The following is a 24,430-nucleotide window of genomic DNA, read 5'->3' as shown; positions in this document are numbered from 1 at the left end:
CGACAAGCAGCTTTCTGCCCGCCACAAAGGCAAAACAACAAGCTGCCCAATCCCTCGGCACACCCGCCCCTCCGCCCGCGAGCCACACTCCAGCCCCATAACCGCGCCATGGGCATAAGTCGGATCCTGCCTCTATATAGTAGCGACAGATTTTCAGACCGAAGGCTCTGCACCAACGATGATGGATTATGACCTCCCCCCCGTTCTAGTCACGGCGCTTGCGCTCCTGGCGCTCGCTCTGGCCGCCCTCTTCGCCAATTTCGTTGTCAAGGCGATCCTGGTGCGCGTGCTCAACAAGGTGCTTGGCTACACCGTTTGGGGACGCGATCCCGAACTGCGGCGGCACGGGGTCATAGAGCGCCTTGCCAATATCATGCCGGCCCTGGTCGTTTCGAACGGCATCATGCTGGTTCCAAACCTGCCGGCCTTTGCCGTGGTGGTCGTGAAGAATGTTGCCTCCGCCTTCATGATCCTTACCGTCGCAATGGCGATCAGTGCCGCATTCAATGTCATCGACACCATCTATCACCGCCGGCCGGAGGCAAGGCTCAAGCCGATCAAGGGCTATGTCCAGGTGGTGAAGATCGCGATCTATGTCATCGCCGCGCTTCTCATGATCGCGACCCTGGTGGATCGATCGCCCCTGATCTTGCTGTCCGGTCTTGGTGCCATGGCCGCGGTGCTGATCCTGGTGTTCCAGGACACGCTTCTTTCTCTTGTCGCCGGCATCCAGATCTCTTCCACGGACATGGTCCGGGTTGGGGACTGGATCGAGATGCCGGGCCAAAATGCCGACGGGGACGTCATCGAGATCGCACTCCACACAGTGAAGGTGCAGAACTTCGACAAGACGGTTACCACCGTACCGATCCGCAAGCTGGTCACCGAGCCCTTCAAGAACTGGCGCGCAATGCAAGAATCAGGTGGGCGTCGGATCAAGCGCGCGATCTATCTCGATCAGGAGAGCATCCACTTCCTCGGCAGCACGGACCTGGATCGTCTTGCCGCCGTCGGACATCTCGAGACATATCTTTTAAAGAAACGCGAGGAGCTCGCTGAGTGGAACGCCAAATTGGGCGAGCGGGCGAAAGTGCCGGCGAACACCCGCCGCTCCACCAACATCGGAACATTTCGCGCATATGTCGAAAACTACCTGCGCAGCCATCCGGGCGTGCGCAGTGACATGACGCTTCTGGTCCGACAACTCCCGCCTGCGCCCGAGGGCCTGCCGCTCGAAATCTATTGTTTCACCAACACGGTGGTGTGGGCCCAATATGAGGGAATCCAGTCGGACATTTTCGACCACCTTCTGGCGATTCTGCCTGAGTTTGGTCTGCGCGTTTTCCAGAACCCCAGCGGGCGCGACGTCCGGGAAATGGTCAGATCGCCGGAACGCGAGGCAGAGCTGAGCATTGCCTAGTCTTCAAAGGTGCGCGCTGGTAAACAGAAGGCTGGAGATCCCAATGAAGCGACCTGCAATAGCGTTTTGCGCGACGATCCTTGCCTTTGGGCTGACCGGGTGCGTCCGTACCTCCGATGGCAGCATCGAGCCGAAATACGTTCCCGAGGTGAAGTCGGTGGGTCATGTGCCGGTCGTAGCGCTGAAGCCAAATCGGCAGGATCCGCAGGAAATCTTTCCGAGGCGCCCCGCCTCGGCGCCTCCACCCGCCCTTGTCTCGGCTCCCGAACGCTCGGTTCGCAGACCGCCGGCGCGTCGTGCGGTGAGCGTGCAGCCTAGAACTGCCACCGTATCCTGCCATCAGGTCGAGGGCGTGGGCGTGGGCCGACGGGTTCGCATGGATTGCCGCTAGGAAGCCATGCGCCTGACGCAGGTCTCTCATGACTAATGTTGCATTGCACAATCAGAAGTCCTGACCTACATACGGCTTATCAACGTTCCTCCTCCTCCTCCCAAGAACGTTGATGACGAATGCAGCGAACCTCCTCCCACGCTGCATTTCAGATTAAGCCCGCCGAACCTCCTCCCTCGGCGGGCTTTATCGTTTCCGGAGTGACGCGCGTTGAAGAAATTCCGCGACCTTCATAAATCCTTAACCATACCTATATACATTCCATATCATCGCTTCCGACCTGACCACGGATGTACTGGCAGGGCGTCGAGGCGCTGAAGACCGGCAATTTGACCGGTCCATTAGAAGGTCGGGGATTTTCCCGACCTTTTTTCATTCGGCCCGTGTTTGTGTGAATTGGAACCAAGGTCGGCCTGCTTCGTTCCTCGGCCAGCGAGTACCCACGAAGACGGAGCCTCCTATGGCATTTTTCTCCCACGGTCACATCCCTGGTGATGTTCAAGACGAAATTGCTGCGCTGCGACGCGATGTGGCGCGCCTTGGCGCCACGTTGTCGAAGCACGGTGCACAGACCTTGCGCGATACCGGCGAACTAACCTACGATTTTGGCAACGATCTGATGGACAAGGCGGCCGCGACGCTTCCCATGCTCCGTCGCCGCGCTCACATGGTCGAAGACACGATCAGGGAGAACCCAAGGCGCTCGGCAGCGATTGTTGGTCTGGCCGCGCTGACGCTGGCAGCCGCAGTTCTGCTGTCGGCAAGGGGGCCACGGAACTAGCGTTTGGTAGCCAGCTGCGACCAAATGGTCCTCCTGCTTGAATATGCTGTTTCAGCCTACCAGATTTGCCTCATCAGCATTTTCCTCCTCCCAAGTGCTGACCCTGCAGCCGCCCCTCCCCGGCTGCACCCGCGCAAAACCCGCTGCTCCCCCGCAGCGGGTTTTTATTTTGTGTGTTCGCCGTCGTTGCCGCCTGGAGATATCAGCCAATCAAGTAGCGCCGGAGCGCGGACCGAAGAGGATAATGCCTGCCGCCAGGAGTGCGAGCGCTCCGCCTGCAAGATCCCAACCGTCCGGTCTTTGTCCCTCAGCCAGCCACAGCCACAGCAAGGATGTGGTGATATAGACGCCACCATAGGCGGCATAGGCCCGACCGGCATGCTCGCTGGGAGCCAGCGTCAGCAGCCAGGCAAAGAGTGCGAGCAAGATGAGGCCGGGAACCAGCCACAGGGCCGACTGCCCGCTTCTGAACCAGGCCCAAAATGCGAAACAGCCGGCAATTTCGGCAAGAGCCGCGCCAACATAAATCGCGTAAATCGTTAAACTCGACACGGTCGCAGCCCTTTAGCCACTTGATGGCCCGTTTGTGGCATGCTTGCGGGATCAAGGGAAATTCGTCAACGCGGCATCTGGTTTACGGGAGAAGCGCATGATCATCCGCGAAGAAACAGAAGCTGACATTGGCCCGATCACGACGATCACCGAAGCAGCATTTGCGGGTCATCCTCACAGCAACAACACCGAAGCGCGAATCATCGCCGCGCTTCGGCAAGCTGGCGCGCTTTCGATGTCGCTGGTGGCCGAAGAGGCGGACGCCGTGGTTGGCCACATTGCCTTTTCGCCAGTGACCATCGAATCTGTAACCGACGGCTGGTTCGCGCTTGGCCCGGTTTCGGTCGCGCCTGCACTTCAGCGCATGGGGATCGGCGGTGCGTTGATCCGAAAAGGTCTCTCCCTTATCGAAAAGCAAGGCGCTTTTGGCTGTGTCCTGATCGGTGACCCGGCCTATTACCGCCGCCTGGGCTTCAAGACCAACTCCGCCCTCACCTATCGCGACTTGCCTGAAGGGTACCTGCAGTACATCACCTTCAGCGGTGCGCAGCCACATGGAGAGGTGCAGTTTCATCCGGCCTTCGGCGTCACGTGACATCTACATTTTCTGCGCGCAGATTTGGACCGCCCGTCTGATCACGAGCCTCCTTTGGCTGTCTCCCTCAATTCCGCTGATGCTCAGCCTACCCGCTTCACTGCAAGTGAAGGCTCCCACAGGAACGATAAATGAATTCCAGAGAACTCAAGAAGCAGCTGCGCCTCGAAGCGCTTGCCAGACGAGATGCCCTGTCACCGCAATGGCGGATCGAAAGATCGTTCGACATGGCGGCTCTCGCCGACAGCTTGGATATAACGCCTGGCACGATTGTTTCCGGCTTCTGGCCAATCCGCTCCGAGGTCGACATCAGACCGCTAATGTATGCATTGATGGATCGCGGCGCGCGCCTCTGCCTGCCCGCCATCATCAACAAGACCACGATCGTTTTTCGCGAATTGTGGCGCGGCGCGGAGATGATCGACATGGGGTTTGGCACCTACGGGCCCCACGAATCTGCAGAGGAGCTTGATCCGGCAGTGATGCTGGTCCCGCTTGCAGCCTTCGACCATCTTGGCGATCGAATTGGCTACGGCGCGGGCTTTTATGATCGCGCGATCAGCAAGCTTCACGCACGCAATCTGCACCCGCGCTTGATAGGCATCGCGTTCGATTGCCAGCTGGTGCCTGACGTTCCTGCTGAAGATCATGATGTGCGCCTGCACCATCTGCTTTCGGAAAGCGGCTTGCGTCGCTTCCCGCTGTCTTTATAGAAAGCGCCATGAGGCTCTTATTTCTTGGCGATATGGTCGGACGTGCCGGCCGCACGGCGGTTTGGGAAAAACTCCCTGGCCTGATTTCGGATTTCCGGCTCGACTTCGTTATCGTCAATGGCGAGAACGCTGCGGGCGGTTTTGGAATAACCGAAGAGATATTTCATTCGACGATTGCGGCGGGCGCTGATGTGGTCACCACGGGCAATCACGTCTGGGACCAGCGGGAGGCACTGAGCTTTGCCCCCCGCGAGCATCGTTTCATTCGACCGGCCAATTTCCCGATCGGAACGCCTGGCCGTGGCACCGGCCTGTTCGAGGCCCGCAATGGCGCGCGGGTGTTCGTCACCAACATCATGGGCCGCGTCTTCATGCACCCGGAGCTTGACGATCCGTTCCAGGCCGCAGAGCGTGAGCTTGAAGCGTGCCCGTTAGGCGAAGTCGCTGACGCTGTGGTCATCGACTTCCACGCTGAAGCAACGTCCGAAAAGATGTGCATGGGGCACTTTGTTGATGGCCGCGCAAGCCTCGTCGTTGGAACCCACACGCATCAGCCGACTGCCGACCACCAGATCTTGAACGGTGGTACCGGGTACATGTCGGATGCCGGAATGTGCGGAGATTATGATTCTTCGCTCGGGATGGAGAAAGAGGAGCCGTTGAACCGCTTCCTCTCCAAGGTCCCAAAGGGCCGCTTTGAGGCCGCAAGCGGGCCGGCGACCATTTGTGGAGTTGGTGTCGATATCTCAGACCGTACAGGCCTTTGCGAGCGCATCGCGCCGCTGCGTGTCGGTCCCCGCCTCGAAGAAACGTTGCCTGCTTTCTGGCAGTGACGTCATCCAGAGCGAAGGGGCTGGCCTCAAGGGGCGGCCCCAATGTCTCTTTCCCTCGACATGAGTTGCAATCATTGGCCGCACATAGAGGGACGGCCACCCGGATTGCGGACTCTGTCATAAGTTTATCGCGCGTCACGTCCTTTCAATTTCGTCACAATTCCGTTTAGAGTCGCGTTCAACGTCGTGACGATAGGGAATTCGGGGCGCGCAGATGGCATTTCTGAAGTCGTTGGGAACTGACGATCTCGTCGCAGACGAGGGGTATGACCCGCGCAAGCTCTCCAGCCCGCAGGTATTCCTGCTGTCGATGCTGATCTTTCTCGCGATAGCCGGTTTTGCCGCAGCAATCCTCTACCGACAGATCTCGAGCGCCTTTCAGACGAATCCAGGCCTCAACGGGCTGATCATTGGCGTTTTACTCGTCGGCATCGTGCTTGCATTCAACCAGGTACTCCGGCTGTTTCGTGAGGTTCGCTGGGTCAACTCGTTCCGACTTGGCAACCGGGCCAAAGATCCGGTATTGCTGGCCCCGATGCAGGCGATGATCGCGCGCTCGTCCACGCGCGTGCTCTCCACCACCTCGACCCGCTCCATTCTCGATTCCATCGCCAATCGTCTCGACGAGACGCGCGACACATCCCGCTATCTGACCGGCCTGCTTGTATTTCTCGGTCTGCTTGGAACGTTCTGGGGGCTCCTGCAGACGATCGGCTCGATCGGTGACACAATCCAGTCACTTGATCCTGGCACTGGCGATGTAAATGACATTCTCTCGACGATCAAAGCCGGGCTGTCTGCTCCCCTAGCGGGCATGGGCACCGCATTTTCATCCTCCCTTTTCGGTTTGTCAGGCTCGCTCATCCTCGGTTTTCTTGATCTTCAAGCCGGCCGTGCGCAGACGCGATTCTACACCGAACTTGAAAACTGGCTTTCTTCGGTTACGGACCCCGACTCAGGCTTCTCCCATGCCGGCAAGGACGATACCTCGGAGGAACTACGGGCGATTTCCGAACGTATGCGCGCCATTCAAGAGCACGAGGGCGGAGCAAATCCGCGCATTGCCAGCTCCATGGCCTCCCTCGCCGATGGAATTTCCGGCCTCGTCAAGAACATGCGCTCCGAGCAGCAACTGATGCGCGATTGGGTCGAGGCGCAGGCCAACGAACAACGTCAGATGCGCATTACTCTGGACAAGCTTGCCGAAGCGCTGCGCAAGCAGCAGGAGAAAAACTGACATGGCGTTGTCGCGCGGAAGGCGCGGTCACCGCAGCGTCGATTACTGGCCGGGCTTCGTCGACGCGCTGTCATCGCTGCTTCTGGCCTTCATGTTTCTGCTTTCGGTGTTCGTCATCGCCCAGTTCCTTCTGTCGCAGGAGGTGTCCAGCCGCGATGAGGTGCTCAACCGGCTGAATTCGCAAATCAACGAACTGACGCAACTTCTGTCGCTGGAGCAGTCCAATACCCAGGATCTTGCGGACGCGCTTGCGAACATGCAGGCGTCCCTCGCGGTGGTAGAGAGCGAAAAATCGCGCCTTGAGCAGTTGCTTGCCGCCGGATCTGGCGCGGGAGCTGCAGCAGATGAACGAGCAAAGGCGCTTGCCGGCCAGCTGGACACCGAGCGCCAGCTCAGCCAGCGCGCCATGAGCCAGGTCGAGCTGTTGAATCAGCAGATTGCCGCCCTTCGCAGCCAGATCGGCGCACTGGAAGCCGCACTTGAAGTTTCCGAAGCGCGTGACCGGGAGTCGAACACGAAGATCGCGGATCTTGGGCGGCGCCTCAACGTTGCCCTCGCCCAACGGGTGCAGGAGCTTAACCGCTATCGCTCCGACTTTTTCGGCCGCCTACGTGAAATCCTCTCGGACCGCGAGAACATCCGCATCGTCGGTGACCGCTTCGTCTTCCAGTCTGAGGTGCTCTTCCCTTCCGGTTCGGACGTGATCAACACCGCCGGTCAAGACGAGATGAAGAAGCTTGCGGATGCGATCCTCGAATTGCAGCGCGAAATTCCGCCCGAGATCAATTGGGTGCTTCGCGTCGACGGTCACACCGATAACGTTCCGCTTTCCGGTACGGGTCGCTATCGCGACAATTGGGAATTGTCTTCAGCGCGCGCGACGTCAGTCGTGAAATACCTGATCGCCAACGGGGTTCCAGCGAATCGCCTCGTCGCCGCCGGTTTCGGCGAATACCAGCCGCTTGATGAAGCCGATACGCCGGAAGCGCGCAATCGTAATCGCCGCATCGAGCTGAAGCTGACCGAGCGCTGAAAGAGCGAGCATGGCTGAGGGCAATTTCGCCGTCTACAGGAAGCTCGCTCCCGGGATGGTCACGCCATAGGCGCTTGCCGTGGCGCACCCTCTCATCGATTGCCAATATGCAGCCCAAAATCGGATTTGATGAACATGTCTTTTGAAAAGCTCGACACGCTCGGTCGCCGTCTACAGGCGCTTGAACACGCCCTTTCTATCCTTGGCGCTGATGAAGCGACTCACATGGCGGTAGGCGGCGGTGAAGCCCGCGCCGAGGCGATGGCTACTCTAGCCGGAATGGCGCACCGTACGGCCACGGCCCCAGAAGTCTCGGACTGGATTGAAGATGCGTCGAACGAGACACTGAACGACGACCAGTGCGCGGCGCTGCGCGAGTTTCGCAGGCTCCACCTCAACCTGACCTGCCTGCCGCCGGAATTTGTCGAGCGCCAGACGAGAACCCGCATGCGCAGCGAACAATTGTGGCGTGATGCTCGGGCGAAAAACGATTGGGTGTCCTTCCAGCCCGCGCTGGAATCAGTGGTCTCGATGGTTCGCGAGGAAGCCCAGATGCGGGCTGAAGCGCTGGGGCTTTCTCCCTACGACGCACTGATGGAGCAATATGATCCCGGAAATCGGGTCGCGGACATTGCACCAATCTTGGAGGAGCTGAAATCCTTCCTGATCGACTTCGTGCCGACGGCATTGTCCGTTCAGGATGAGCGCCTGGCGAAAACGCCGTTGCGCACCCTTTCGGGCACCTATCCGGTCGAAAAACAGCGCGAGCTCGCACTGGCGATGATGGCCGCTGTCGGGTTCGACATGACACGTGGCAGTCTGTCGGTGTCGCATCACCCCTTCTGTGGCGGCGTTCCCACCGATGTCCGGATCACGACGCGCTACCGCACTGACGAGTTTCTCTCGTCGCTCATGGGCGTCCTCCATGAAACCGGGCACGCTCTCTACGAGCAGGGCTTGCCTCAAGAGTGGTCGCATTGGCCGCTCGGAAAGGCTCGCGGCATGGCGATCCACGAGAGCCAGAGCCTGTTCGTCGAAAAGCAGATCGGCCGCAATCCGGCTTTCTGGCGTTGGGCCTTGCCAATCGTTGAACGCCATCTCGGTGAAAGCTGGACCATCGACGACATCCTTCCGCACGTTCACCGGGTCGAGCGCGGCCTGATCCGGGTCGATGCCGATGAAGTCACATACCCGCTCCATGTCATCCTGCGCTTCGAACTCGAGCAGGAACTCATCTCCGGCCAATTGGAAGTGTCGGATCTTCCTGAAGCGTGGGACGCCCGCATGAAGTGCTATCTTGGCCTGTCGACCATCGACAATCCTGCTGATGGCCCGATGCAGGATGTTCATTGGCCGAGCGGAGCCTTCGGCTACTTCCCGTCCTATACGCTTGGGGCAATGATCGCTGCGCAACAATGGGCGGCAATCGAGCGCGATCATCCGAATGTCGAGGACGACTTTGCTAGGGGCGATTTCGAGCTGGTCAATTCGTGGCGTCGCGACCGGATCTGGAAACAGGGATCCCGCTGGTCAACACCGGAGCTGATTGAAAAGGCAACCGGAGAGCCGCTCAACGCCGAGTACTTCCGCCGTCACCTTGAGCGCCGCTACGGTCGTTGAGCCTGGGCCAAACGCATTTCCTTGATGCCGGCATCCATCCGGTCAAGACTGGCCCAAATCGCGGGCAACAAGGAGTTGATGAGTGACACTGACGAACCAGGACATTTCAGATCTCGTCTCCTTCAGGCACGAGCTGCACCGCCACCCCGAAATTTCAGGCGAAGAAGAACAGACTGCAAAGCGGGTCTTCGCATTCATCGAGGACACCAATCCAGCACAGATTCTGACCGGGCTTGGAGGACATGGTGTAGCCGCGGTCTATGATAGCGGTCATGATGGGCCAACGATCCTTTTTCGATCGGAAACAGATGCTTTGCCTATCGAAGAGATTTCTTCGATACCGCACCGCTCGACGGTCCCTGGCAAATCCCATATGTGCGGACATGACGGTCATACGGCAATTCTGGCCGCGATGGCTCGCCAGTTGGGCCGCGATGGTCCGGCCAAGGGGCGCGTCGTGCTCATGTTCCAGCCAGCGGAAGAAACGGGTGCCGGTGCCGCCGGTGTCGTGGCAGACCCGCGCTACGAAAACATCCGGCCGGACTTTGCTTTTTCGCTTCACAATCTTCCCGGCACACCGCTCGGCCATGTTCGCCTGAAGGAAGGCGTCGTCAACTGCGCGTCGCGTGGAATGCGGATCGTACTTGAAGGCAAGACGGCGCATTCGTCGATGCCGGAGACCGGCACCTCGCCCATGCTCGCTGTCTCCCGTCTGATGCCTGAACTTGCCAAGCTGGGTGGTGGCAGCTTCACTGAAGATGAATTCGCGATGGTCACCGTCACTCACACGCAAATGGGCGAGGCGGTGTTCGGGATTGCGCCGGGTCGGGCCGAAGTCTGGGCCACCTTGCGAACGCGTCTCGACGAGCCGATGGCTCAACTATGTGCGGACGCTGAGGAAGTCGCCATTGGCATCGCAGATGAGCATGGTTTGAAGCTCACGATCGACTATCACGAAATCTTTGTCGCCAGCATCAACGATGCGGGAGCTGTGGCTCATCTGCGCGCGGCGCTGGATGCGGAAGGTATCCGCCATGACGACAAAGAACTTCCTATGCGCGCTTCCGAGGATTTCGGGATTTTCGGGCACGGGTCAAAGTCCGCAATGCTGTTTCTCGGGGCCGGTACAGATCACCCGGCGCTTCACAATCCCGACTACGATTTTCCGGATGACCTCATCGCGATAGGCTCGCGCATCTTCATGCGCGCCGCTCGAAATATCCTGGGCTGAGTGCGTTATTCTGCGGCACTTTCGTACAAATCGGCGCCGTGGTCGAACTGAAGCCGCGCCAGGCGTGCATAAACACCATCTTGCCTGATGAGGCTGGCATGCGTACCTTCTTCAATGATCCCGCCTTCATCCATCACCAGGATACGATCAGCCTTGAGGACGGTCGCAAGCCGATGCGCAATGACAAGCGTGGTGCGGCCTTCCATGAGACGCTCCAGCGCCGTCTGCACCAGCGTCTCGCTCTCTGCGTCAAGCGCCGACGTCGCTTCATCGAGGAGAAGAATCGGTGCATCGCGCAAGATCGCACGCGCGATCGCAACCCGCTGACGCTGACCGCCTGACAGGGTCACGCCCCGCTCGCCAAGTTGGGTATCGTAGCCGTCCTGGAGACGTGAGATGAATTCGTCAGCGTGGGCATCGCGTGCTGCGCGTTCAATGGCCGAACGATCTGCCCCCGGACGGCCAAAACCGATATTTTCTGCGGCAGAGGCTGCAAAGATGGTCACATCCTGCGGAACGATCGCGATGCGTTTACGAACATCCTCCGGATCTGCCTTGCGCACATCAACCCCGTCAACGAGCACAGCACCACTCGAGGGATCGTAAAACCGCAACAGCATCGAGAAGACCGTGCTCTTGCCGGCCCCTGACGGGCCAACAATCGCAACTGTCTCGCCTGGCTCTATCTTGAAGGACAGTTCTTGCAGGGTCTGCTGGCCGGGCCGGGTCGGGTAGATGAATGAGACGTCGCGGAACTCGACCGCGCCCTGCGCAGGCTTTGGCAACGCGATGGGATTTTCAGGCGAGCGGATGGCGGGCTGCTCGTCCAGAAGTTCGGTCAGACGCTCCGCAGCACCAGCGGCCTGCGACAGCTCCCCCCACACTTCCGAAAGCGCGCCAAGTGCCCCCGCTGCAAACACGGCGTAGAGCAGGAACTGGCCAAGCGTACCCGCCGAGATCGCCCCTGAAAGCACATCGCGCGAGCCGATCCAGAGCACGGCAACAACCGAGCTGAAAACCGTGACGATTGCGAAGAAGGTCAGGAAGGATCGTGCCAGGACGGACGACCGTGCGGCGTTGAATGCTGCATCAACAGCGTTCGCATACCGCTCTGTGACAAGAACCTCATTGGTAAAAGCCTGGAGGGTGCGCGTAGATCCGATCTGTTCTGCCGCATAGGCGGTGGCTTCGGCCAGCGTGTCTTGTGCAAAGCGAGAGCGACGCCGCACCGATCGGCCAAAAGCAACCAGCGGCAGGACGATCACCGGAATGACAGCAATCACAAGGCCTGAAAGCTTGGGGCTGGTGACCACCATCATCGCCATCGCGCCGAGGCCCATGATCAGGTTGCGCAACGCCACCGACGCGGTTGCACCGACTGTCGACTTGATCTGGGTGGTGTCGGCTGTAAGCCGGGAGACGATCTCGCCGGACTGCGTCCGATCGAAAAACGACGGGGAGAGACGGGTGACATGCGCAAATACGTCGCTGCGAATGTCCGACACCACTCGCTCACCAAGCGTGATCACAAAAAAGTACCGCATCGCGGATGCGGCAGCCAGGACCAGCGCCAGCACGATCAGCATCGAGAAATAATTGGAGATGAAGGTCGAGCTCGAATCACTGAAGCCGTGATCGATCATCCGTCGAACCGCGATGGGCAGCGTCAGTGTCGTCAAGGCGGCCATCAGCAGCGACACGCCGGCACCAGCAACCAGCATGCGATAGCGTAGCATGTAGGGCACTATGCGCCGGAGCGGGTTTAGCGTGCCTGCGCCCCTCGCGTTTTCCGGTCCAGTTTCGGCCATATGCCCTTCCTGATTTGGTGTCGCTCGTAAAAACCGGCGAGTCCGACTTGTGAATATCCGCTAGCTCCTGTATAGGCCAGCCGACCGATTTTGAAGCCGTGGCAACTCAATAGCTGCGACCTCAGGTTTTGACAGTGGGCGCATCGCCGCAGCGTAGCGCCGCCGAACGCCCATAAGCCAGGACGAGACCGATGAAAGCCGATATCCATCCCGACTACCACACCATCAAGGTCGTCATGACCAATGGTACCGAGTACTTCACCCGCTCCACTTGGGGCAGCGAGGGTGACACCATGAACCTCGACATTGACCCGACCACCCACCCGGCATGGACCGGTGGCACCCAGACGCTAGTCGACCGTGGCGGCCGTGTCTCGAAGTTCAAGAAGCGTTACGAAGGCCTCGGCATCTAAGCTCCAGGCTACTTCTGACCTACAAAAACCCGCCTCTTTGGCGGGTTTTTTGTTGCGGTTAACCGGGATTGGAACTCCCGCGATCAAGGTTGGTTCGGCTTCTTGCTGAAAGGAGACGCAACATGAATTACACCGACATGGCGGTGGGCATGACCTGCAGCGTGACGGCCGGAACGGTGATCGGCACTGCGATCGATAATATGGGAGTGGGGATCGCCATAGGCATTGCGCTTGGCGCCACCCTCGGAGGCATCTGGGGGCACTATGGCGAAAAATAGCCACCGGTCTTGGCAGCAGAGCCGTACGCGGATGGTTCACCCGCGTACGGAAATATGCGTCACACTCAGGCGCTGAGCTTTGCCATTGTCTCATCGTCGACTTCGAAGTTCGCGTAGACGTTCTGGACGTCATCGTCGTCTTCGAGTGTCGCGATCAGCTTGAGGATCGAGCGGGCCCGATCTTCATCAACCTGCGTCGAGGTCTGCGGCTTCCAGATCGTCTTGACGGACTCCGCCTCGCCTAGCGACGCCTCGAGAGCGGAGGTTACCTCGCCAACATCTCCGAAGGCACAGGTGATGACGTGGCTTGCATCGTCGGACTGAACGTCGTCAGCGCCCGCTTCGATTGCAGCTTCCATGACCTTATCCGCGTCTCCGGCAGACAAGGGATAGACGATCTCGCCAACCCGGTCCCACATGAAGGAGACCGAACCCGTTTCACCAAGCGCGCCGCCAGACTTGGTGAAGGCAGCGCGAACGTTGGAAGCGGTACGGTTACGATTGTCAGTCAGCGCTTCGACGATGATCGCAACGCCACCGGGGCCATACCCCTCATAACGGACCTCATCGTAGTTCTCGCCGTCATTTCCAGCGGCCTTGTTGATCGCGCGCTGAATATTGTCCTTGGGCATCGACTGCGCCTTGGCGTTCTGGATTGCCAGACGCAGACGCGGATTCATGTCCGGATCAGGTGTACCGAGTTTCGCTGCTACCGTGATCTCACGCGCAAGCTTGGAGAACATCTTCGAACGCGCAGCATCCTGGCGTCCCTTGCGATGCATAATGTTCTTGAATTGTGAATGGCCGGCCATGGAACCCCTGCTCGACAGCTTTCGCAATGTTTCTGGATGCCGCGCTTATAGAGAAAAGGCGCTGATACGTCCAGAAGCGCGGAGCGCTGCGGAAGGACGGTGCCCGGAACCGAGCCGGGCACCCTCAATATAGGGAAACCAGCTCGTTAAGGCTGAGGATCCTGCCTTCCTGCATCCAACCGCTTCTTGCGGCGGGACAGCATGTTGAGACCTTCAACCAACGCCGAGAAGCCCATGGCGGCGTAAATGTAGCCCTTCGGAACATGGAAGCCCATGCCGTCAGCAATCAGCGTCATGCCGATCATCAGCAGGAAGCCCAGCGCCAGCATCACGATGGTCGGATTCTGCTCGATAAAGCGCGACAGCGGATTTACCGCAAGCAGCATCGTTATGACCGCGACGATGACAGCGATGTACATGATCGCGATCTCGTCCGTCATGCCAACAGCGGTGATGATCGAGTCAATTGAGAAGACCAGATCAAGCAGCAGGATCTGGAAAATGGCTGCACCCAACGAGAGCTGCAGCGTCTCGCTGATTACGTTCTCCTTGCTGTCATGGGGATCGACCGAATGATGGATCTCCTTGGTCGCCTTCCAGACCAGGAATAGGCCACCGGCGATCAGAATCAGGTCGCGCCAGGAAAACGCTCGGCCGAACAATTCGAAGACGGGCTCGGTCAGATGGACTATCCAGGCAATCGTTGCCAGCAGCAGCAAGCGCATGACGAGGGCGGCACCGATACCAAGTCGGCGGGCCAACACCCTGGTTTCTTCTGGAAGCTTGTTCGTGAGGATCGAGATGAAGATCAGGTTGTCGATGCCAAGGACAACCTCAAGAACGATGAGGGTCAGCAGCGCAACCCACGCCGTGGGATCGTTCAGCCAATAAAAATGGTCACCCAGAAACTCGAGCATGGGGGGCAGCAACCTCTCTCTTTGCAAAAAGTCTGCAAGAGGTAGGGCTGCACTACATCATCTTCAACGAATTGGAGCGCTGAAATCAGCGCTCCAATTCTTCAATCAGGATTTTTTCTCAAGCATTCGCAGCAACTGCCGGTGGACCGGCTCGTTTGCGGCGACGATTGTGCCGTCATCAATCATGTTCTGGCCGCCGGTGATGTCCGAGCAGAAGCCACCTGCTTCCTTGACCATCAAGATGCCCGCAGCCATGTCCCAAGGCGAGAGCCAGCGCTCCCAATAGCCGTCGACGCGGCCCGCCGCGACGTAGGCCAGATCAAGCGAAGCTGCTCCGAAGCGACGGATACCAGCCGCCTCGCCCATGACATTCTTGAGTTCGATGAGCGCGTGGCCGTGATGGCCGCGGCCAAGATGTGGAATGCCGGTCGTAATAACTGCATCCGAAAGCTTCGAGCGCGCAGCCACGCGCAGGCGGCGATCGTTCATGAACGCGCCGCCGCCGCGTTCGGCGGTGAAGAGTTCGTCCATTGCGGGGTTGTAGATCACGCCGGCCACAATCTGCCCCTGACGCTCCAGCGCGATCGAGATCGCAAACATCGGGATGCCGTGCAGGTAGTTGGTGGTGCCATCCAGGGGATCAACGATCCAGCGATGCTGGTCGTCATCACCGGCAACCGCGCCGCGCTCTTCCATCAGAAATGAATAAGCCGGGCGAGCACGCGACAGCTCTGCATGAATGATCTCTTCAGCCTTGCGATCCGCCTGGCTGACATAATCCCCTGGTCCCTTCAGCGAGACCTGCAGATTCTGAACTTCGCCGAAATCGCGGGCCAGCGAGCGGCCTGCCTTCATGGCAGCCTGCACCATGACGTTGATGATCGCTGAACGAGCCATGAAATTACTCCGAAACCTTGTCTTCGCTCTTTTGATGAGCGGATGCCCGCCACACGCCGCAGTCAGGCAGCGACGTGTACGGACTTTTTCACCACAGCAATCAGGCGCGGCTGATATAGGTGATTTCGTTCGTGTCGACGATGACCTTCTCGCCAGCCGAGATGAACGGAGGAACGAGAACGCGAATGCCATTCTCGAGGACAGCCGGCTTGTAGGACGAGGCAGCGGTCTGGCCCTTAACGACCGGATCGGCTTCGGTGATGGTCAGCGTGACCTGATCCGGCAGCTTGATGCCGATCGGGCGCTCTTCGTGAAGCTCAACGGTAACCTTCATGCCGTCCTGGAGGAACGCAGCGCGATCACCAACGAAATCCTTCTCCAGCTCGAGCTGCTCGTAGCTCTCGTCATCCATGAAGACCAGCGCGTCACCCTGCTCGTAGAGGAACGTGAAGTCCTTCTGCTCGAGACGAACACGCTCAACCGTTTCAGCAGCGCGGAAACGTTCGTTCAGCTTGGTGCCGTTGATAAGGTTCTTCAGCTCGACCTGGTTGTAGGCGCCGCCCTTGCCAGGCTTCACCGCGTTGGTCTTGACCGCCACCCACAGGCCGCCATCATGTTCGATGACGTTGCCCGGACGGATTTCGTTGCCGTTAATTTTAGCCATTTCTCGGTTCCGGAATATTGTAAGGGCGCGCCACATGCGGTCGCGCTTTTATCGGTTTCCCCAGACCACAAAACGCCCTCAGAGGCAAGAGTAGGCGGCTCAGTCCAGTCGGTCAGCGTCGAGTGTCGCCAGCCGCAACTCGGCTTCTGTCATGCCCTGCAGCTGATCTTCCATTAAAGGATCGATCAGACCCGCGCGTCGTGCGCGCAGGTACCACTTCGCTGCCTGCACGCGATCTGCCGCAACTCCGACGCCAGCGCGATAGAGCTTTGCCACACGGTTCTGAGCTGCGGGGTTGCCGGCGCTGGCGGCGCGCATCAGCCAGCCAAAACCCTGCTCTTGCCCCGCTGCGGTGCCGCTGTGCTCCACCAGCCAAGTCCCAAGATCGATCTGAGCCGTGTCGAAGCCTTGCTGCGCTGCTTTTTCCAGCCAGGCGCGCGCTTCGTTGTTGTCTATCTTCCCGTCCAGCCCTCTTATGCGCAGTTGAGCCATCGCATATTGAGCTTCAGGCAGGCCACCATCGGCAGCCCTTTCCAGATAAACCACCGCTTCCTTATATCCACGCTGCCCCGGCATGCGGGCAATTGCCATTTGCGCGTAGTTGAACTGCGCCTGACGATGACCAACATCGGCCGCCTTCTTCAGCAGTTCAAATGCTCGGTCGCGATCGCGGAACTCCGGGCCCCCGTCAATGAGGATCATTGCCAGCTGGAACGTTGCGTCCGGGACATTCTGCTCGGATGCCTTCTCGTACCATTCCATGGCCTTCGCGAGATCCGGCTTGACGCCAAGTCCACGCGAATAGATCTCGGCGACCAGCGTTTGGGATGCTGGATTGCCCGCCACAGCCAGCGGCGTCGCAAGCTGCAACGCCGTGAGATAATAGCCTCGCTGATAGGCCGAATAGGCAACATCAGCCGGGTTCTCACCGAACCTTTCGGGGGCGACTGTCTCAAGTGACGGCGCTAAAACCCGTCCGCCATCGGGCTCCTGTGCGCTGGCTGGCAAGACAGCCGCGCTGACAAGCACCATCAGGATGAGTGCGGAAGGTCGCTTCAAATCAGTTTTCATCCCCGAAACGAGGCGCTTCACTATCCAATAGCTCGTTGGCTTGCGCGATCGTTTTTGCAGCATCTACGCCCTCCGCAAATACTGCTGCCGACACGGCCACGAAATCCGCTCCTGTCCGCGCCACTTCCACTACCGACTGCATTTCAGATCCAGCCATAACGATGCATGGGATCTGCACCATTTCGGACCACCATCCACCAAGCTTGAGATTTCGCGGATGCGGCTCCGGCTTGGTGTCGTAGCCGAACCGGCCGAAGAACATGTAATCAGGCCGCGCTTCACCGAGCTCAAGCGCATCGTCCCGCGTGGTCACGCCGCCGGTGCCGACCATCAGCTTTGCCTGGTGCTTCTCGATGACCTCTTCGAGACTGGCCCGGTTGGTTTCGATATGAATGCCGTCCGCCTTGGCACGCGCGGCGATGCGCACATCCCCGCCAACCATCACAGCGACGCCGCTCGCCTGGGCGGTTGGAACAATTGCCTCAGCAAACTTTTGAAACGCATCATCATCCATTCCCCACTGCGGAAGAATGAGCGAGGCGACATCTCCGCCCGACAGCGCCTCAATAACACGCTGCGGCGCAACTCCTTCCGGAGCTATAAGTACGACACGGCAGCGATTGGGTATCTCGGTCGGGTTCATGGAATTCCTGCTTCTCGGCCTCAATGGAAGGCGATCATGGTTGGATTTTGACGATATCTGCCTGCGATAAAAATTGGCTGCCTGAATTTCGCGAGCTGAGCAGCTTCTTCTTTCGCTTCACTCGGCTTTAGAGCAACGGACCGAACTCGCCAAGCTACTGCGTCCAGTCTATGGATGAAGAAACGAAAGTGTGCCCTCCCCCTTATGTATCCCCTTCTTACAGATCCCCTCTTTTACGCTGCTGCGGTCCCGGCAGTGGTCCTTGTCGGAATGTCCAAGGGCGGGCTTGGCGGCGCAATGGCGCTGCTGGGCGTGCCACTGATGGCGCTCGTTATCGATCCGGTGCAGGCAGCTGCAATTCTTTTGCCACTCTTGATCGTCATGGACATCGTCTCGCTCTGGACGTGGCGCGGCATTCGGGACAAGACCACACTGAAGCTGATGCTGCCTGGGGCGGTGATCGGGGTTGGCCTTGGCTGGATGATGGCGGCTGTGGTCACCACCGGGGCCGTGCGCCTGATCGTCGGCGTCGTCGCGGTTTCATTCTTCCTGCGGTGGCTTTTCCAGAAGTTGAATTCGAACGAGAGCGTGGCCTCACACAGTTGGGTCAGGGGAACGTTCTGGGGCGCCATCTCCGGCTTTACCAGTTTTGTGGCCCATGCTGGCGGGCCGCCCTATCAGGTTTACACGTTGCCTCTAAAGCAGCAGCCTCAGCTCTTTGTCGGCACTAGCGTCATCTTTTTCGCCACGCTCAATGCAGTGAAACTGATCCCTTACTTCGCTTTGGGACAGTTCGACGCAACTAACCTTGCGGCATCTGCGGTTCTAATGCCGCTTGCCCCGCTTGCAACACTTGCTGGTGCATGGATCGTGCGCCGTATCCGACCGGAATTGTTCTACCCGTTCATGTACATCATGGTGATGATTGTCGGATTAAAACTGGTATGGGACGGTGTTTTCGAACTCTGGGGTTGATGACGGCGACCTGCCGCCGTACCAAATTCCCGGCGACAGGAGATTAACCTGATGAGCACCCCCTACGAGACTGGGCTGGACAAAAACCCGGCAAATCATCAGCCGCTTACACCACTCACTTTTCTGGAGCGAGCGGCGAAGACCTTCCCTGACCAGGTCGCGATAATCCATGGAAGTTCGCGCACGAACTATGCGCAGTTCTGGCAGCGTGCGCTGAAACTGGCCTCCGCCCTTGCAAAGCGTGGAATCGGCAAGGGTGACACGGTCAGTGTAATGCTGTCCAACACCCCGCCCATGCTTGAAGCTCACTTTGGCGTGCCGATGGTCAAGGCGGTCCTGCACTCGCTCAATACGCGTCTCGACGCGGCTGTGATCGCGTTTCAGCTTGACCACGCCGATGCGAAAATCCTGATCGTTGATCGCGAATTTTCGGGCATCGTCGCTGCAGCGCTGGAACTTGCGACAGTGAAGCCACTGGTAATCGATTTCGACGATCCGGAATACGGCGCGGATGCTCCCTACCCGAAGGGCGAACGCATCGGAGACCTCGACTATGAGGAGTTCGTAGCCACCGGCGACGATGATTTCGCCTGGTCGATGCCTGATGACGAGTGGGATGCTATTGCGCTCAATTACACGTCAGGCACCACCGGAAATCCCAAGGGGGTCGTCTACCATCATCGCGGTGCAGCGCTGATGGCCTATACCAACACGATCCATGCAGGCATGGGCCGCAACCCCGTCTATCTGTGGACGCTGCCGATGTTTCACTGCAATGGCTGGTGCTTCCCCTGGACGCTGGCCCTGACCGCAGGCGTTCACGTATGCCTGCGCTGGGTACGCCCCAGGGCGATATATGATGCGCTTGCAGACCACGGCGTTACTCACCTTTGCGGCGCTCCGATCGTGATGTCAGCGCTTCTGAATGCTCCCGCATTGGAAAAACGCGAGTTTCTCCAGACGGTGACCTTCAATACCGCTGCAGCCCCTCCGCCAGAGTCCGTGCTGGCTGGAATGGCGGATGCAGGTTTCAAGGTCACACATCTTTATGGCCTCACCGAAACCTACGGTCCTGCCGTTGTCAATGAGTGGCATGACGGCTGGGACGATCTGGACGCAAATGCCCGTGCGGCAAAAAAGGCGCGTCAGGGCGTTCGATACGCAGCGCTTGAGAGCCTCACGGTCCGCGACCCGGAGACAATGGAGCCCACTCCTGCTGACGGGACAACGATCGGCGAGGTGATGTTCCGCGGCAACATCGTGATGAAGGGGTATCTCAATAACAAAGCTGCGACCGACGAGGCCTTTGCGGGCGGTTGGTTCCACTCTGGCGACCTCGGCGTCATGCATCCCGATGGTTATATCCAGCTCAAGGATCGCTCGAAGGACATCATCATTTCGGGAGGCGAGAACATCTCGTCGATCGAGGTGGAGGATGCCCTCTACAAGCATCCGGCTGTGGTGTCGTGCGCCGTGGTGGCCCGACCGGACGAAAAGTGGGGCGAAACGCCGGTCGCATTTGTTGAACTTCGCGCCGGTTCAACCGTGACACAGGAAGAGATCATCGACCACTGCCGGTCGCTTCTCGCGCGCTTCAAATGCCCGCGAAAGATCGTTTTCACCGAGATACCCAAAACCTCGACCGGAAAAATCCAGAAGTTCCGCCTGCGCGACCTCGCCAAGGAGGTGTGATTCGGGGCGTTGGGAGGCGAAGGACGGCAATTATGATTAACAATCCCTCACCGCGTTAAGGTTCGGTTAAGCATTAAATGTCATATCTGTGGGTATCCAGACCTCTGGATTCTTACTGAGTGGCTCGGCCACTTCGTTTGACGCCTCCCTGTAAAACTCCTGAGAGCCGCTGGATTCGCGGCTCTTTTTTTTGCGCGCTTGCTTGCGTCGCGGCCATCTGGCGTTAACCCTTCATTAAACATGCGCTTGCGTTGCAGTGGGTAACGGATCAAATTCGACTTCATATCGTTCCTCCCCGGGACGATATGCACGAGCGTCGATTTTCCAGTGTGCGTAGGGAAGCGGTATGTTTGGACATAATTACGAAGGAACGAACACGATCAAGCTGGCCGAGCGCCGCGTGTTCTCCAACTCGTTCAAACCGCTTTACGACGAGGGCATGAGTCTCGTTGAGCAGGCCGCCGAATACCTCGATGGTCAGGGACGTGAAGAAGCCAAGAAGCTGACCCGCGTCGCTGCAACCCTTTACGCTGCAGAATCGATGCGGCTGACCACGCGCCTCATGCAGATCGCGTCATGGCTTCTCCTGCAGCGCGCCGCCAATTCCGGCGAGATGACCCGTGACCAGGTTGCGGCCGAAAAGTCGAAGGTGCGCCTCGACACCGCGTCTGCCCATATCGACACGCCGGGCTGGACGGAGCTGCCGCCAGCATTCCTGGCGATCGTCGATCACTCCCTGCGCCTGCAGGCTCTTGTGCGTCGCATGGATGAGCAGATTTATGGCGATCCGCTCCCCAGCTTCCCGGCAATGGCCCGCAGCAACCCTGTCAGCGAGCAGATCAATCTCCTGCAGACTGCTTTCGGTCGCAACTAGGCACTTCAAATCCAACGTTTCTGTTTTGTTCACTTTATGATGGCATTCGTCGGCCATCAGCCTAGAGTGAGCACATGCAGGAAACGATTCGTATCATCGGTATTGATCCGGGCCTTCGGCGCACCGGCTGGGGCATTATCGAGTCCCTCGGCAACTCGCTCCGTTTCGTCGGGTCGGGCACCGTCCGTTCTGAGCAGGATGCGGATCTCGCCACACGTCTTTGCCAATTGCATGACGGGCTTGCCACCATCATCCATCACCACATGCCGCACGAGGCGGCCGTTGAACAGACATTCGTCAACAAGGACGCGACAGCGACCCTGAAGCTCGGACAGGCGCGCGGAATAGCGATGCTGGTGCCGGCCCGTGCAGGCCTTCCGGTCGCCGAATATGCGCCGAACGCCGTCAAGAAGACGGTCATCGGCGTCGGACATGGCGACAAGAAGCAGATCCACATGATGGTGAAGGTGCTGATGCCCAAGGCGACCTTCGACACTGATGATGCGGCTGACGCGCTGGCAATTGCCATTTGTCATGCGCATCATCGCCAAAGCGTCAGCGGCCGCCTCGCAGCGGCACTTCAGGCTGGGGGCTAGATTGGGGTTTCATAAGCAATGATTGGAAAGCTCAAGGGAACCATCGACGAGATCGCCGAGGATCATTGTGTGGTTGATGTCCATGGTGTGGGCTATGTCGCCTTTTGTTCCGCCCGCACCCTTGGGGCTCTCGGCGGAGTTGGGGAGGCCGCGACACTGCTCATCGAAACCTATGTGCGCGAAGACATGATCCGCCTGTACGGCTTTGGATCGGTATTGGAGCGCGAGTGGTTTCGCCTTCTCCAGACGGTCCAAGGGGTTGGTGCGAAAGTGGCGCTCTCCGTCCTCGCCACTCTTGCGCCCTCCGAACTGGCAAATGCCATTGCGCTGCGGGACATCGCGATGGTTTCCCGTGCGCCCGGGGTTGGCAAGAAGGTCGCCGAGCGCATCGTGACTGAGCTCAAGAGCAAGGCGCCGGCGTATGCGGGCGAATCGACCGGCACGATTGGTCTCAAGCACGAGATAGGCGAAGGTGTCGCGCCCGCCCCTGTTGCCGATGCTGTATCGGCGCTGACCAATCTCGGCTATTCCCGCGACATCGCGGCCAACGCAGTCGCTGCAGCGCTCAAAAGCGCCGGGGAAGATGCCGATTCGGCAAAGCTGATCCGTCTCGGCCTCAAGGAGCTTGCCAGGTAGGTTTGGATTTCTGCGTGATTTCCGCCTAGATCAGCATTGCTGAAAGGAATTGACCATGCGCAACGATGCGTTTTTGTTTCTGAGTGGCAATTCACGCTGCCAGCCGGGACAGACGACAAGTTGGTGCATGAAAGCTGTCAGCTGCTACCAGGTCGTCGCACGCGACCAGGGGCAGCTTCCAAGATCCCTCTGATTGAATTGTTGCGATGAGCCTTGCGCCCCGACTGATCACTCCGGAAAAGCGCGGCGAAGACACGGATGTCTCGCTGCGGCCGCAGACACTTGACGATTTTGTCGGTCAGGCTGCGGCCCGCGCGAACCTCAAAATATTCATCGAGGCTGCGAAAAACCGCGGCGAAGCGCTGGACCATGTGCTTTTCGTCGGCCCTCCAGGTCTTGGCAAGACCACCCTGGCTCAAATCATGGCGCGTGAGCTTGGCGTCAATTTCCGCTCGACTTCGGGCCCGGTGATTGCGAAGGCGGGCGACCTCGCAGCGCTCCTCACCAATCTGGAAGACCGCGACGTTCTCTTCATCGACGAAATTCATCGTCTCAACCCCGCGGTCGAAGAAATCCTCTACCCGGCCATGGAGGATTTTCATCTCGATCTCATCATCGGCGAGGGACCGGCAGCAAGATCCGTCAAGATCGACCTCGCGCGGTTTACCCTGGTCGCAGCGACCACCCGTGTCGGCCTTCTGACCAACCCGCTGCGCGATCGCTTCGGCATCCCGACGAGGCTTGAGTTTTATACGGTCGAAGAGCTCGAGCAGATCGTCAGTCGCGGTGCGCGCCTGCTTGGCTTGCCGATGAGCAAGGACGGTGCAGTGGAAGTTGCCCGCCGCGCCCGGGGCACGCCACGGATTGCCGGTCGTCTTTTGCGCCGCGTCCGCGACTTTGCCACGGTTGCAGGTGCGGAGATCGTTGATCGCAAGGTCGCCGACGCCGCCCTCACCCGCCTTGAGGTCGATTCTCTCGGTCTCGACAGCCTTGACCGTCGCTATCTCGGGATGATCGCGCGCAATTTCGGGGGCGGGCCGGTCGGCATCGAAACCATTGCTGCCGGACTGTCCGAACCCCGTGACGCCATCGAGGACATTATTGAGCCCTACCTCATCCAGCAGGGCTTCATCCAGCGGACTCCGCGCGGGCGCGTGCTTACCCGCACGGCATGGGAGCATCTGGGCCTCAACGCGCCAGAAAACATCACCGCCAACCAGATCAATCTGTTTGAAGACGAATGAGCACTTCTGACAAACTTTCCGTCGGGCTGGCGGGCGAGCTAACCGAATTCGGGCATCGTCTTGTCGCCCGTGTCTACTACGCGGACACCGACTTTTCGGGCGTCGTCTATCACGCGCGCTATCTGGAATTCTTCGAGCGAGGCAGGTCAGATTTTCTTCGGCTGGCTGGCGTTCATCACACCGAGCTCGCTGATGGCGTTCATGGTGAAAAACTCGTCTGGGTCGTGCGTCGCATGGAGATCGACTTCAAGGCTCCCGCGAAAATTGATGATGTTCTGACGGTGGAGACCCGGACCGAAAGCGTCTCGGGAGCACGCATCAACATGGCGCAGGTTCTGAAACGCGGTGATGATGTCCTCGTCGAGGCCAAGGTCGAGGCCGCGATCATCAGCGAAAGTGGCCGGCCGCGCCGCTTTCCAAAAGAGTGGATCGCCGCCTTCATGCCAAGAGGCGGCTAAACCGGGCCAGCACAACAGCGGCGTGCCACAGCTTGCTCAAGCAGCG

At 59.1% G+C, this 24,430-nt stretch carries 27 protein-coding genes; 19 read left to right on the top strand and 8 right to left on the bottom strand.

Translation table 11 applies throughout. The annotated features are described in order from the left end of the window. Window positions 1-178: 178 nt before the first annotated feature. The 3 genes from IOD40_RS17025 (at window position 179) to IOD40_RS17015 (ending at window position 2,592) form a co-directional block, all read left to right on the top strand. Window positions 179-1,420: a mechanosensitive ion channel family protein gene (locus IOD40_RS17025; protein WP_198477901.1), complete on the top strand. Its 1,242-nt coding sequence runs from the start codon at window positions 179-181 to the stop codon at window positions 1,418-1,420. A 43-nt stretch (window positions 1,421-1,463) separates the two neighbouring features. Then, on the top strand, window positions 1,464-1,811 hold the full coding sequence (locus IOD40_RS17020) for a hypothetical protein (RefSeq protein ID WP_198477900.1): 348 nt from the start codon (window positions 1,464-1,466) through the stop codon (window positions 1,809-1,811). A 460-nt stretch (window positions 1,812-2,271) separates the two neighbouring features. Next, on the top strand, window positions 2,272-2,592 hold the full coding sequence (locus IOD40_RS17015; protein ID WP_198477899.1) for a hypothetical protein: 321 nt from the start codon (window positions 2,272-2,274) through the stop codon (window positions 2,590-2,592). A 210-nt stretch (window positions 2,593-2,802) separates the two neighbouring features. Here IOD40_RS17015 and IOD40_RS17010 read toward each other — a convergent pair whose 3' ends face one another. Then, complete coding sequence (locus tag IOD40_RS17010; protein WP_198477898.1) at window positions 2,803-3,144, bottom strand: YnfA family protein; 342 nt, start codon at window positions 3,142-3,144, stop codon at window positions 2,803-2,805. A gap of 97 nt (window positions 3,145-3,241) precedes the next feature. Here IOD40_RS17010 and IOD40_RS17005 point away from each other — a divergent pair, with 97 nt between their 5' ends. The 7 genes from IOD40_RS17005 (at window position 3,242) to IOD40_RS16975 (ending at window position 10,406) form a co-directional block, all read left to right on the top strand. Then, the gene (locus IOD40_RS17005; protein WP_198477897.1) at window positions 3,242-3,739 is read left to right on the top strand and encodes a GNAT family N-acetyltransferase; all 498 of its coding nucleotides are present in this window, start codon (window positions 3,242-3,244) and stop codon (window positions 3,737-3,739) included. A gap of 131 nt (window positions 3,740-3,870) precedes the next feature. Then, window positions 3,871-4,452 (top strand): 5-formyltetrahydrofolate cyclo-ligase, encoded by a 582-nt coding sequence (locus IOD40_RS17000; protein WP_198477896.1) that lies wholly within the window; start codon window positions 3,871-3,873, stop codon window positions 4,450-4,452. An 8-nt stretch (window positions 4,453-4,460) separates the two neighbouring features. Further along, window positions 4,461-5,285, top strand: coding sequence for a TIGR00282 family metallophosphoesterase (locus IOD40_RS16995; protein ID WP_198477895.1), 825 nt, complete (start codon window positions 4,461-4,463; stop codon window positions 5,283-5,285). Between the two features lie 214 nt (window positions 5,286-5,499). Next, complete coding sequence (locus IOD40_RS16990; RefSeq protein ID WP_198477894.1) at window positions 5,500-6,522, top strand: MotA/TolQ/ExbB proton channel family protein; 1,023 nt, start codon at window positions 5,500-5,502, stop codon at window positions 6,520-6,522. Window position 6,523: 1 nt separating this feature from the next. Beyond that, the gene (locus tag IOD40_RS16985; protein ID WP_198477893.1) at window positions 6,524-7,555 is read left to right on the top strand and encodes a peptidoglycan -binding protein; all 1,032 of its coding nucleotides are present in this window, start codon (window positions 6,524-6,526) and stop codon (window positions 7,553-7,555) included. 135 nt (window positions 7,556-7,690) lie between these two features. Continuing rightward, window positions 7,691-9,175 carry a carboxypeptidase M32 gene (locus IOD40_RS16980; RefSeq protein WP_198477907.1) on the top strand — a complete coding sequence of 495 codons (1,485 nt, stop codon included), beginning with the start codon at window positions 7,691-7,693 and terminating at the stop codon, window positions 9,173-9,175. Window positions 9,176-9,257: 82 nt separating this feature from the next. After that, window positions 9,258-10,406 carry an amidohydrolase gene (locus IOD40_RS16975; protein ID WP_198477892.1) on the top strand — a complete coding sequence of 383 codons (1,149 nt, stop codon included), beginning with the start codon at window positions 9,258-9,260 and terminating at the stop codon, window positions 10,404-10,406. Between the two features lie 5 nt (window positions 10,407-10,411). Here IOD40_RS16975 and IOD40_RS16970 read toward each other — a convergent pair whose 3' ends face one another. Next, window positions 10,412-12,214 (bottom strand): ABC transporter transmembrane domain-containing protein, encoded by a 1,803-nt coding sequence (locus tag IOD40_RS16970; RefSeq protein WP_198477891.1) that lies wholly within the window; start codon window positions 12,212-12,214, stop codon window positions 10,412-10,414. A gap of 191 nt (window positions 12,215-12,405) precedes the next feature. Here IOD40_RS16970 and rpmE point away from each other — a divergent pair, with 191 nt between their 5' ends. Together rpmE and IOD40_RS16960 are read left to right on the top strand one after the other, a co-directional pair. Continuing rightward, on the top strand, window positions 12,406-12,627 hold the full coding sequence (gene rpmE, locus IOD40_RS16965; protein ID WP_198477890.1) for a 50S ribosomal protein L31: 222 nt from the start codon (window positions 12,406-12,408) through the stop codon (window positions 12,625-12,627). Between the two features lie 122 nt (window positions 12,628-12,749). Continuing rightward, window positions 12,750-12,905 carry a hypothetical protein gene (locus tag IOD40_RS16960; protein ID WP_198477908.1) on the top strand — a complete coding sequence of 52 codons (156 nt, stop codon included), beginning with the start codon at window positions 12,750-12,752 and terminating at the stop codon, window positions 12,903-12,905. 65 nt (window positions 12,906-12,970) lie between these two features. Here the strand turns inward: IOD40_RS16960 and IOD40_RS16955 are convergent, their stop codons facing one another. From IOD40_RS16955 to IOD40_RS16930, 6 genes are all read right to left on the bottom strand, one after another. After that, entirely contained in the window at window positions 12,971-13,717 is a 747-nt protein-coding gene (locus IOD40_RS16955; RefSeq protein WP_198477889.1) for a YebC/PmpR family DNA-binding transcriptional regulator, read from the bottom strand. A gap of 146 nt (window positions 13,718-13,863) precedes the next feature. After that, a complete protein-coding gene (locus IOD40_RS16950) occupies window positions 13,864-14,634 on the bottom strand; it encodes a TerC family protein (RefSeq protein ID WP_198477888.1) in 771 nt (256 codons plus the stop codon). Between the two features lie 105 nt (window positions 14,635-14,739). Then, window positions 14,740-15,531 carry an inositol monophosphatase family protein gene (locus tag IOD40_RS16945; protein WP_198477887.1) on the bottom strand — a complete coding sequence of 264 codons (792 nt, stop codon included), beginning with the start codon at window positions 15,529-15,531 and terminating at the stop codon, window positions 14,740-14,742. 100 nt (window positions 15,532-15,631) lie between these two features. Next, window positions 15,632-16,195 (bottom strand): elongation factor P, encoded by a 564-nt coding sequence (gene efp, locus IOD40_RS16940; RefSeq protein WP_198477886.1) that lies wholly within the window; start codon window positions 16,193-16,195, stop codon window positions 15,632-15,634. Window positions 16,196-16,294: 99 nt separating this feature from the next. Next, window positions 16,295-17,266 carry a tetratricopeptide repeat protein gene (locus IOD40_RS16935; protein WP_198477906.1) on the bottom strand — a complete coding sequence of 324 codons (972 nt, stop codon included), beginning with the start codon at window positions 17,264-17,266 and terminating at the stop codon, window positions 16,295-16,297. Beyond that, complete coding sequence (locus IOD40_RS16930; protein ID WP_198477885.1) at window positions 17,256-17,909, bottom strand: thiamine phosphate synthase; 654 nt, start codon at window positions 17,907-17,909, stop codon at window positions 17,256-17,258. The genes IOD40_RS16935 and IOD40_RS16930 overlap by 11 nt, the downstream gene beginning before the upstream one ends. Window positions 17,910-18,113: 204 nt before the next feature. Between IOD40_RS16930 and IOD40_RS16925 the strand changes: the two genes are divergently transcribed. From IOD40_RS16925 to ybgC, 7 genes are all read left to right on the top strand, one after another. Beyond that, window positions 18,114-18,884: a sulfite exporter TauE/SafE family protein gene (locus IOD40_RS16925; protein ID WP_198477884.1), complete on the top strand. Its 771-nt coding sequence runs from the start codon at window positions 18,114-18,116 to the stop codon at window positions 18,882-18,884. Window positions 18,885-18,935: 51 nt separating this feature from the next. Further along, the gene (locus IOD40_RS16920) at window positions 18,936-20,576 is read left to right on the top strand and encodes an acyl-CoA synthetase (protein WP_198477883.1); all 1,641 of its coding nucleotides are present in this window, start codon (window positions 18,936-18,938) and stop codon (window positions 20,574-20,576) included. Between the two features lie 346 nt (window positions 20,577-20,922). Further along, window positions 20,923-21,450 carry a protease adaptor protein RcdA gene (rcdA, locus tag IOD40_RS16915; protein WP_198477882.1) on the top strand — a complete coding sequence of 176 codons (528 nt, stop codon included), beginning with the start codon at window positions 20,923-20,925 and terminating at the stop codon, window positions 21,448-21,450. A 74-nt stretch (window positions 21,451-21,524) separates the two neighbouring features. Further along, complete coding sequence (gene ruvC, locus IOD40_RS16910) at window positions 21,525-22,046, top strand: crossover junction endodeoxyribonuclease RuvC (protein ID WP_198477881.1); 522 nt, start codon at window positions 21,525-21,527, stop codon at window positions 22,044-22,046. An 18-nt stretch (window positions 22,047-22,064) separates the two neighbouring features. After that, window positions 22,065-22,682: a Holliday junction branch migration protein RuvA gene (gene ruvA / locus IOD40_RS16905; protein ID WP_198477880.1), complete on the top strand. Its 618-nt coding sequence runs from the start codon at window positions 22,065-22,067 to the stop codon at window positions 22,680-22,682. A gap of 206 nt (window positions 22,683-22,888) precedes the next feature. Then, window positions 22,889-23,926, top strand: coding sequence for a Holliday junction branch migration DNA helicase RuvB (gene ruvB, locus IOD40_RS16900; protein ID WP_198477879.1), 1,038 nt, complete (start codon window positions 22,889-22,891; stop codon window positions 23,924-23,926). Next, on the top strand, window positions 23,923-24,384 hold the full coding sequence (ybgC, locus tag IOD40_RS16895) for a tol-pal system-associated acyl-CoA thioesterase (RefSeq protein WP_198477878.1): 462 nt from the start codon (window positions 23,923-23,925) through the stop codon (window positions 24,382-24,384). Before ruvB ends, ybgC begins: the two co-directional genes overlap by 4 nt. Window positions 24,385-24,430: the final 46 nt, after the last annotated feature.

This window comes from Aquamicrobium zhengzhouense (assembly GCF_016124105.1).
In the GTDB taxonomy this organism is placed as follows: Bacteria; Pseudomonadota; Alphaproteobacteria; order Rhizobiales; family Rhizobiaceae; genus Aerobium; species Aerobium zhengzhouense.
This window is presented reverse-complemented; position numbering and strand designations above follow the sequence as displayed.

What these genes read in the sequence shown, in the direction of transcription:
- IOD40_RS17025 (WP_198477901.1), top strand. Translation starts at nt 179, where the DNA reads ATGATGGATTATGACCTCCCCCCCGTTCTAGTCACGGCGCTTGCGCTC.
- IOD40_RS17020 (WP_198477900.1), top strand. Translation starts at nt 1,464, where the DNA reads ATGAAGCGACCTGCAATAGCGTTTTGCGCGACGATCCTTGCCTTTGGG.
- IOD40_RS17015 (WP_198477899.1), top strand. Translation starts at nt 2,272, where the DNA reads ATGGCATTTTTCTCCCACGGTCACATCCCTGGTGATGTTCAAGACGAA.
- IOD40_RS17005 (WP_198477897.1), top strand. Translation starts at nt 3,242, where the DNA reads ATGATCATCCGCGAAGAAACAGAAGCTGACATTGGCCCGATCACGACG.
- IOD40_RS17000 (WP_198477896.1), top strand. Translation starts at nt 3,871, where the DNA reads ATGAATTCCAGAGAACTCAAGAAGCAGCTGCGCCTCGAAGCGCTTGCC.
- IOD40_RS16995 (WP_198477895.1), top strand. Translation starts at nt 4,461, where the DNA reads ATGAGGCTCTTATTTCTTGGCGATATGGTCGGACGTGCCGGCCGCACG.
- IOD40_RS16990 (WP_198477894.1), top strand. Translation starts at nt 5,500, where the DNA reads ATGGCATTTCTGAAGTCGTTGGGAACTGACGATCTCGTCGCAGACGAG.
- IOD40_RS16985 (WP_198477893.1), top strand. Translation starts at nt 6,524, where the DNA reads ATGGCGTTGTCGCGCGGAAGGCGCGGTCACCGCAGCGTCGATTACTGG.
- IOD40_RS16980 (WP_198477907.1), top strand. Translation starts at nt 7,691, where the DNA reads ATGTCTTTTGAAAAGCTCGACACGCTCGGTCGCCGTCTACAGGCGCTT.
- IOD40_RS16970 (WP_198477891.1), bottom strand. Translation starts at nt 12,214, where the DNA reads ATGGCCGAAACTGGACCGGAAAACGCGAGGGGCGCAGGCACGCTAAAC.
- rpmE (WP_198477890.1), top strand. Translation starts at nt 12,406, where the DNA reads ATGAAAGCCGATATCCATCCCGACTACCACACCATCAAGGTCGTCATG.
- IOD40_RS16960 (WP_198477908.1), top strand. Translation starts at nt 12,750, where the DNA reads ATGAATTACACCGACATGGCGGTGGGCATGACCTGCAGCGTGACGGCC.
- IOD40_RS16955 (WP_198477889.1), bottom strand. Translation starts at nt 13,717, where the DNA reads ATGGCCGGCCATTCACAATTCAAGAACATTATGCATCGCAAGGGACGC.
- IOD40_RS16950 (WP_198477888.1), bottom strand. Translation starts at nt 14,634, where the DNA reads ATGCTCGAGTTTCTGGGTGACCATTTTTATTGGCTGAACGATCCCACG.
- IOD40_RS16945 (WP_198477887.1), bottom strand. Translation starts at nt 15,531, where the DNA reads ATGGCTCGTTCAGCGATCATCAACGTCATGGTGCAGGCTGCCATGAAG.
- efp (WP_198477886.1), bottom strand. Translation starts at nt 16,195, where the DNA reads ATGGCTAAAATTAACGGCAACGAAATCCGTCCGGGCAACGTCATCGAA.
- IOD40_RS16935 (WP_198477906.1), bottom strand. Translation starts at nt 17,266, where the DNA reads ATGAAAACTGATTTGAAGCGACCTTCCGCACTCATCCTGATGGTGCTT.
- IOD40_RS16930 (WP_198477885.1), bottom strand. Translation starts at nt 17,909, where the DNA reads ATGAACCCGACCGAGATACCCAATCGCTGCCGTGTCGTACTTATAGCT.
- IOD40_RS16925 (WP_198477884.1), top strand. Translation starts at nt 18,114, where the DNA reads ATGTATCCCCTTCTTACAGATCCCCTCTTTTACGCTGCTGCGGTCCCG.
- IOD40_RS16920 (WP_198477883.1), top strand. Translation starts at nt 18,936, where the DNA reads ATGAGCACCCCCTACGAGACTGGGCTGGACAAAAACCCGGCAAATCAT.
- rcdA (WP_198477882.1), top strand. Translation starts at nt 20,923, where the DNA reads ATGTTTGGACATAATTACGAAGGAACGAACACGATCAAGCTGGCCGAG.
- ruvC (WP_198477881.1), top strand. Translation starts at nt 21,525, where the DNA reads ATGCAGGAAACGATTCGTATCATCGGTATTGATCCGGGCCTTCGGCGC.
- ruvA (WP_198477880.1), top strand. Translation starts at nt 22,065, where the DNA reads ATGATTGGAAAGCTCAAGGGAACCATCGACGAGATCGCCGAGGATCAT.
- ruvB (WP_198477879.1), top strand. Translation starts at nt 22,889, where the DNA reads ATGAGCCTTGCGCCCCGACTGATCACTCCGGAAAAGCGCGGCGAAGAC.
- ybgC (WP_198477878.1), top strand. Translation starts at nt 23,923, where the DNA reads ATGAGCACTTCTGACAAACTTTCCGTCGGGCTGGCGGGCGAGCTAACC.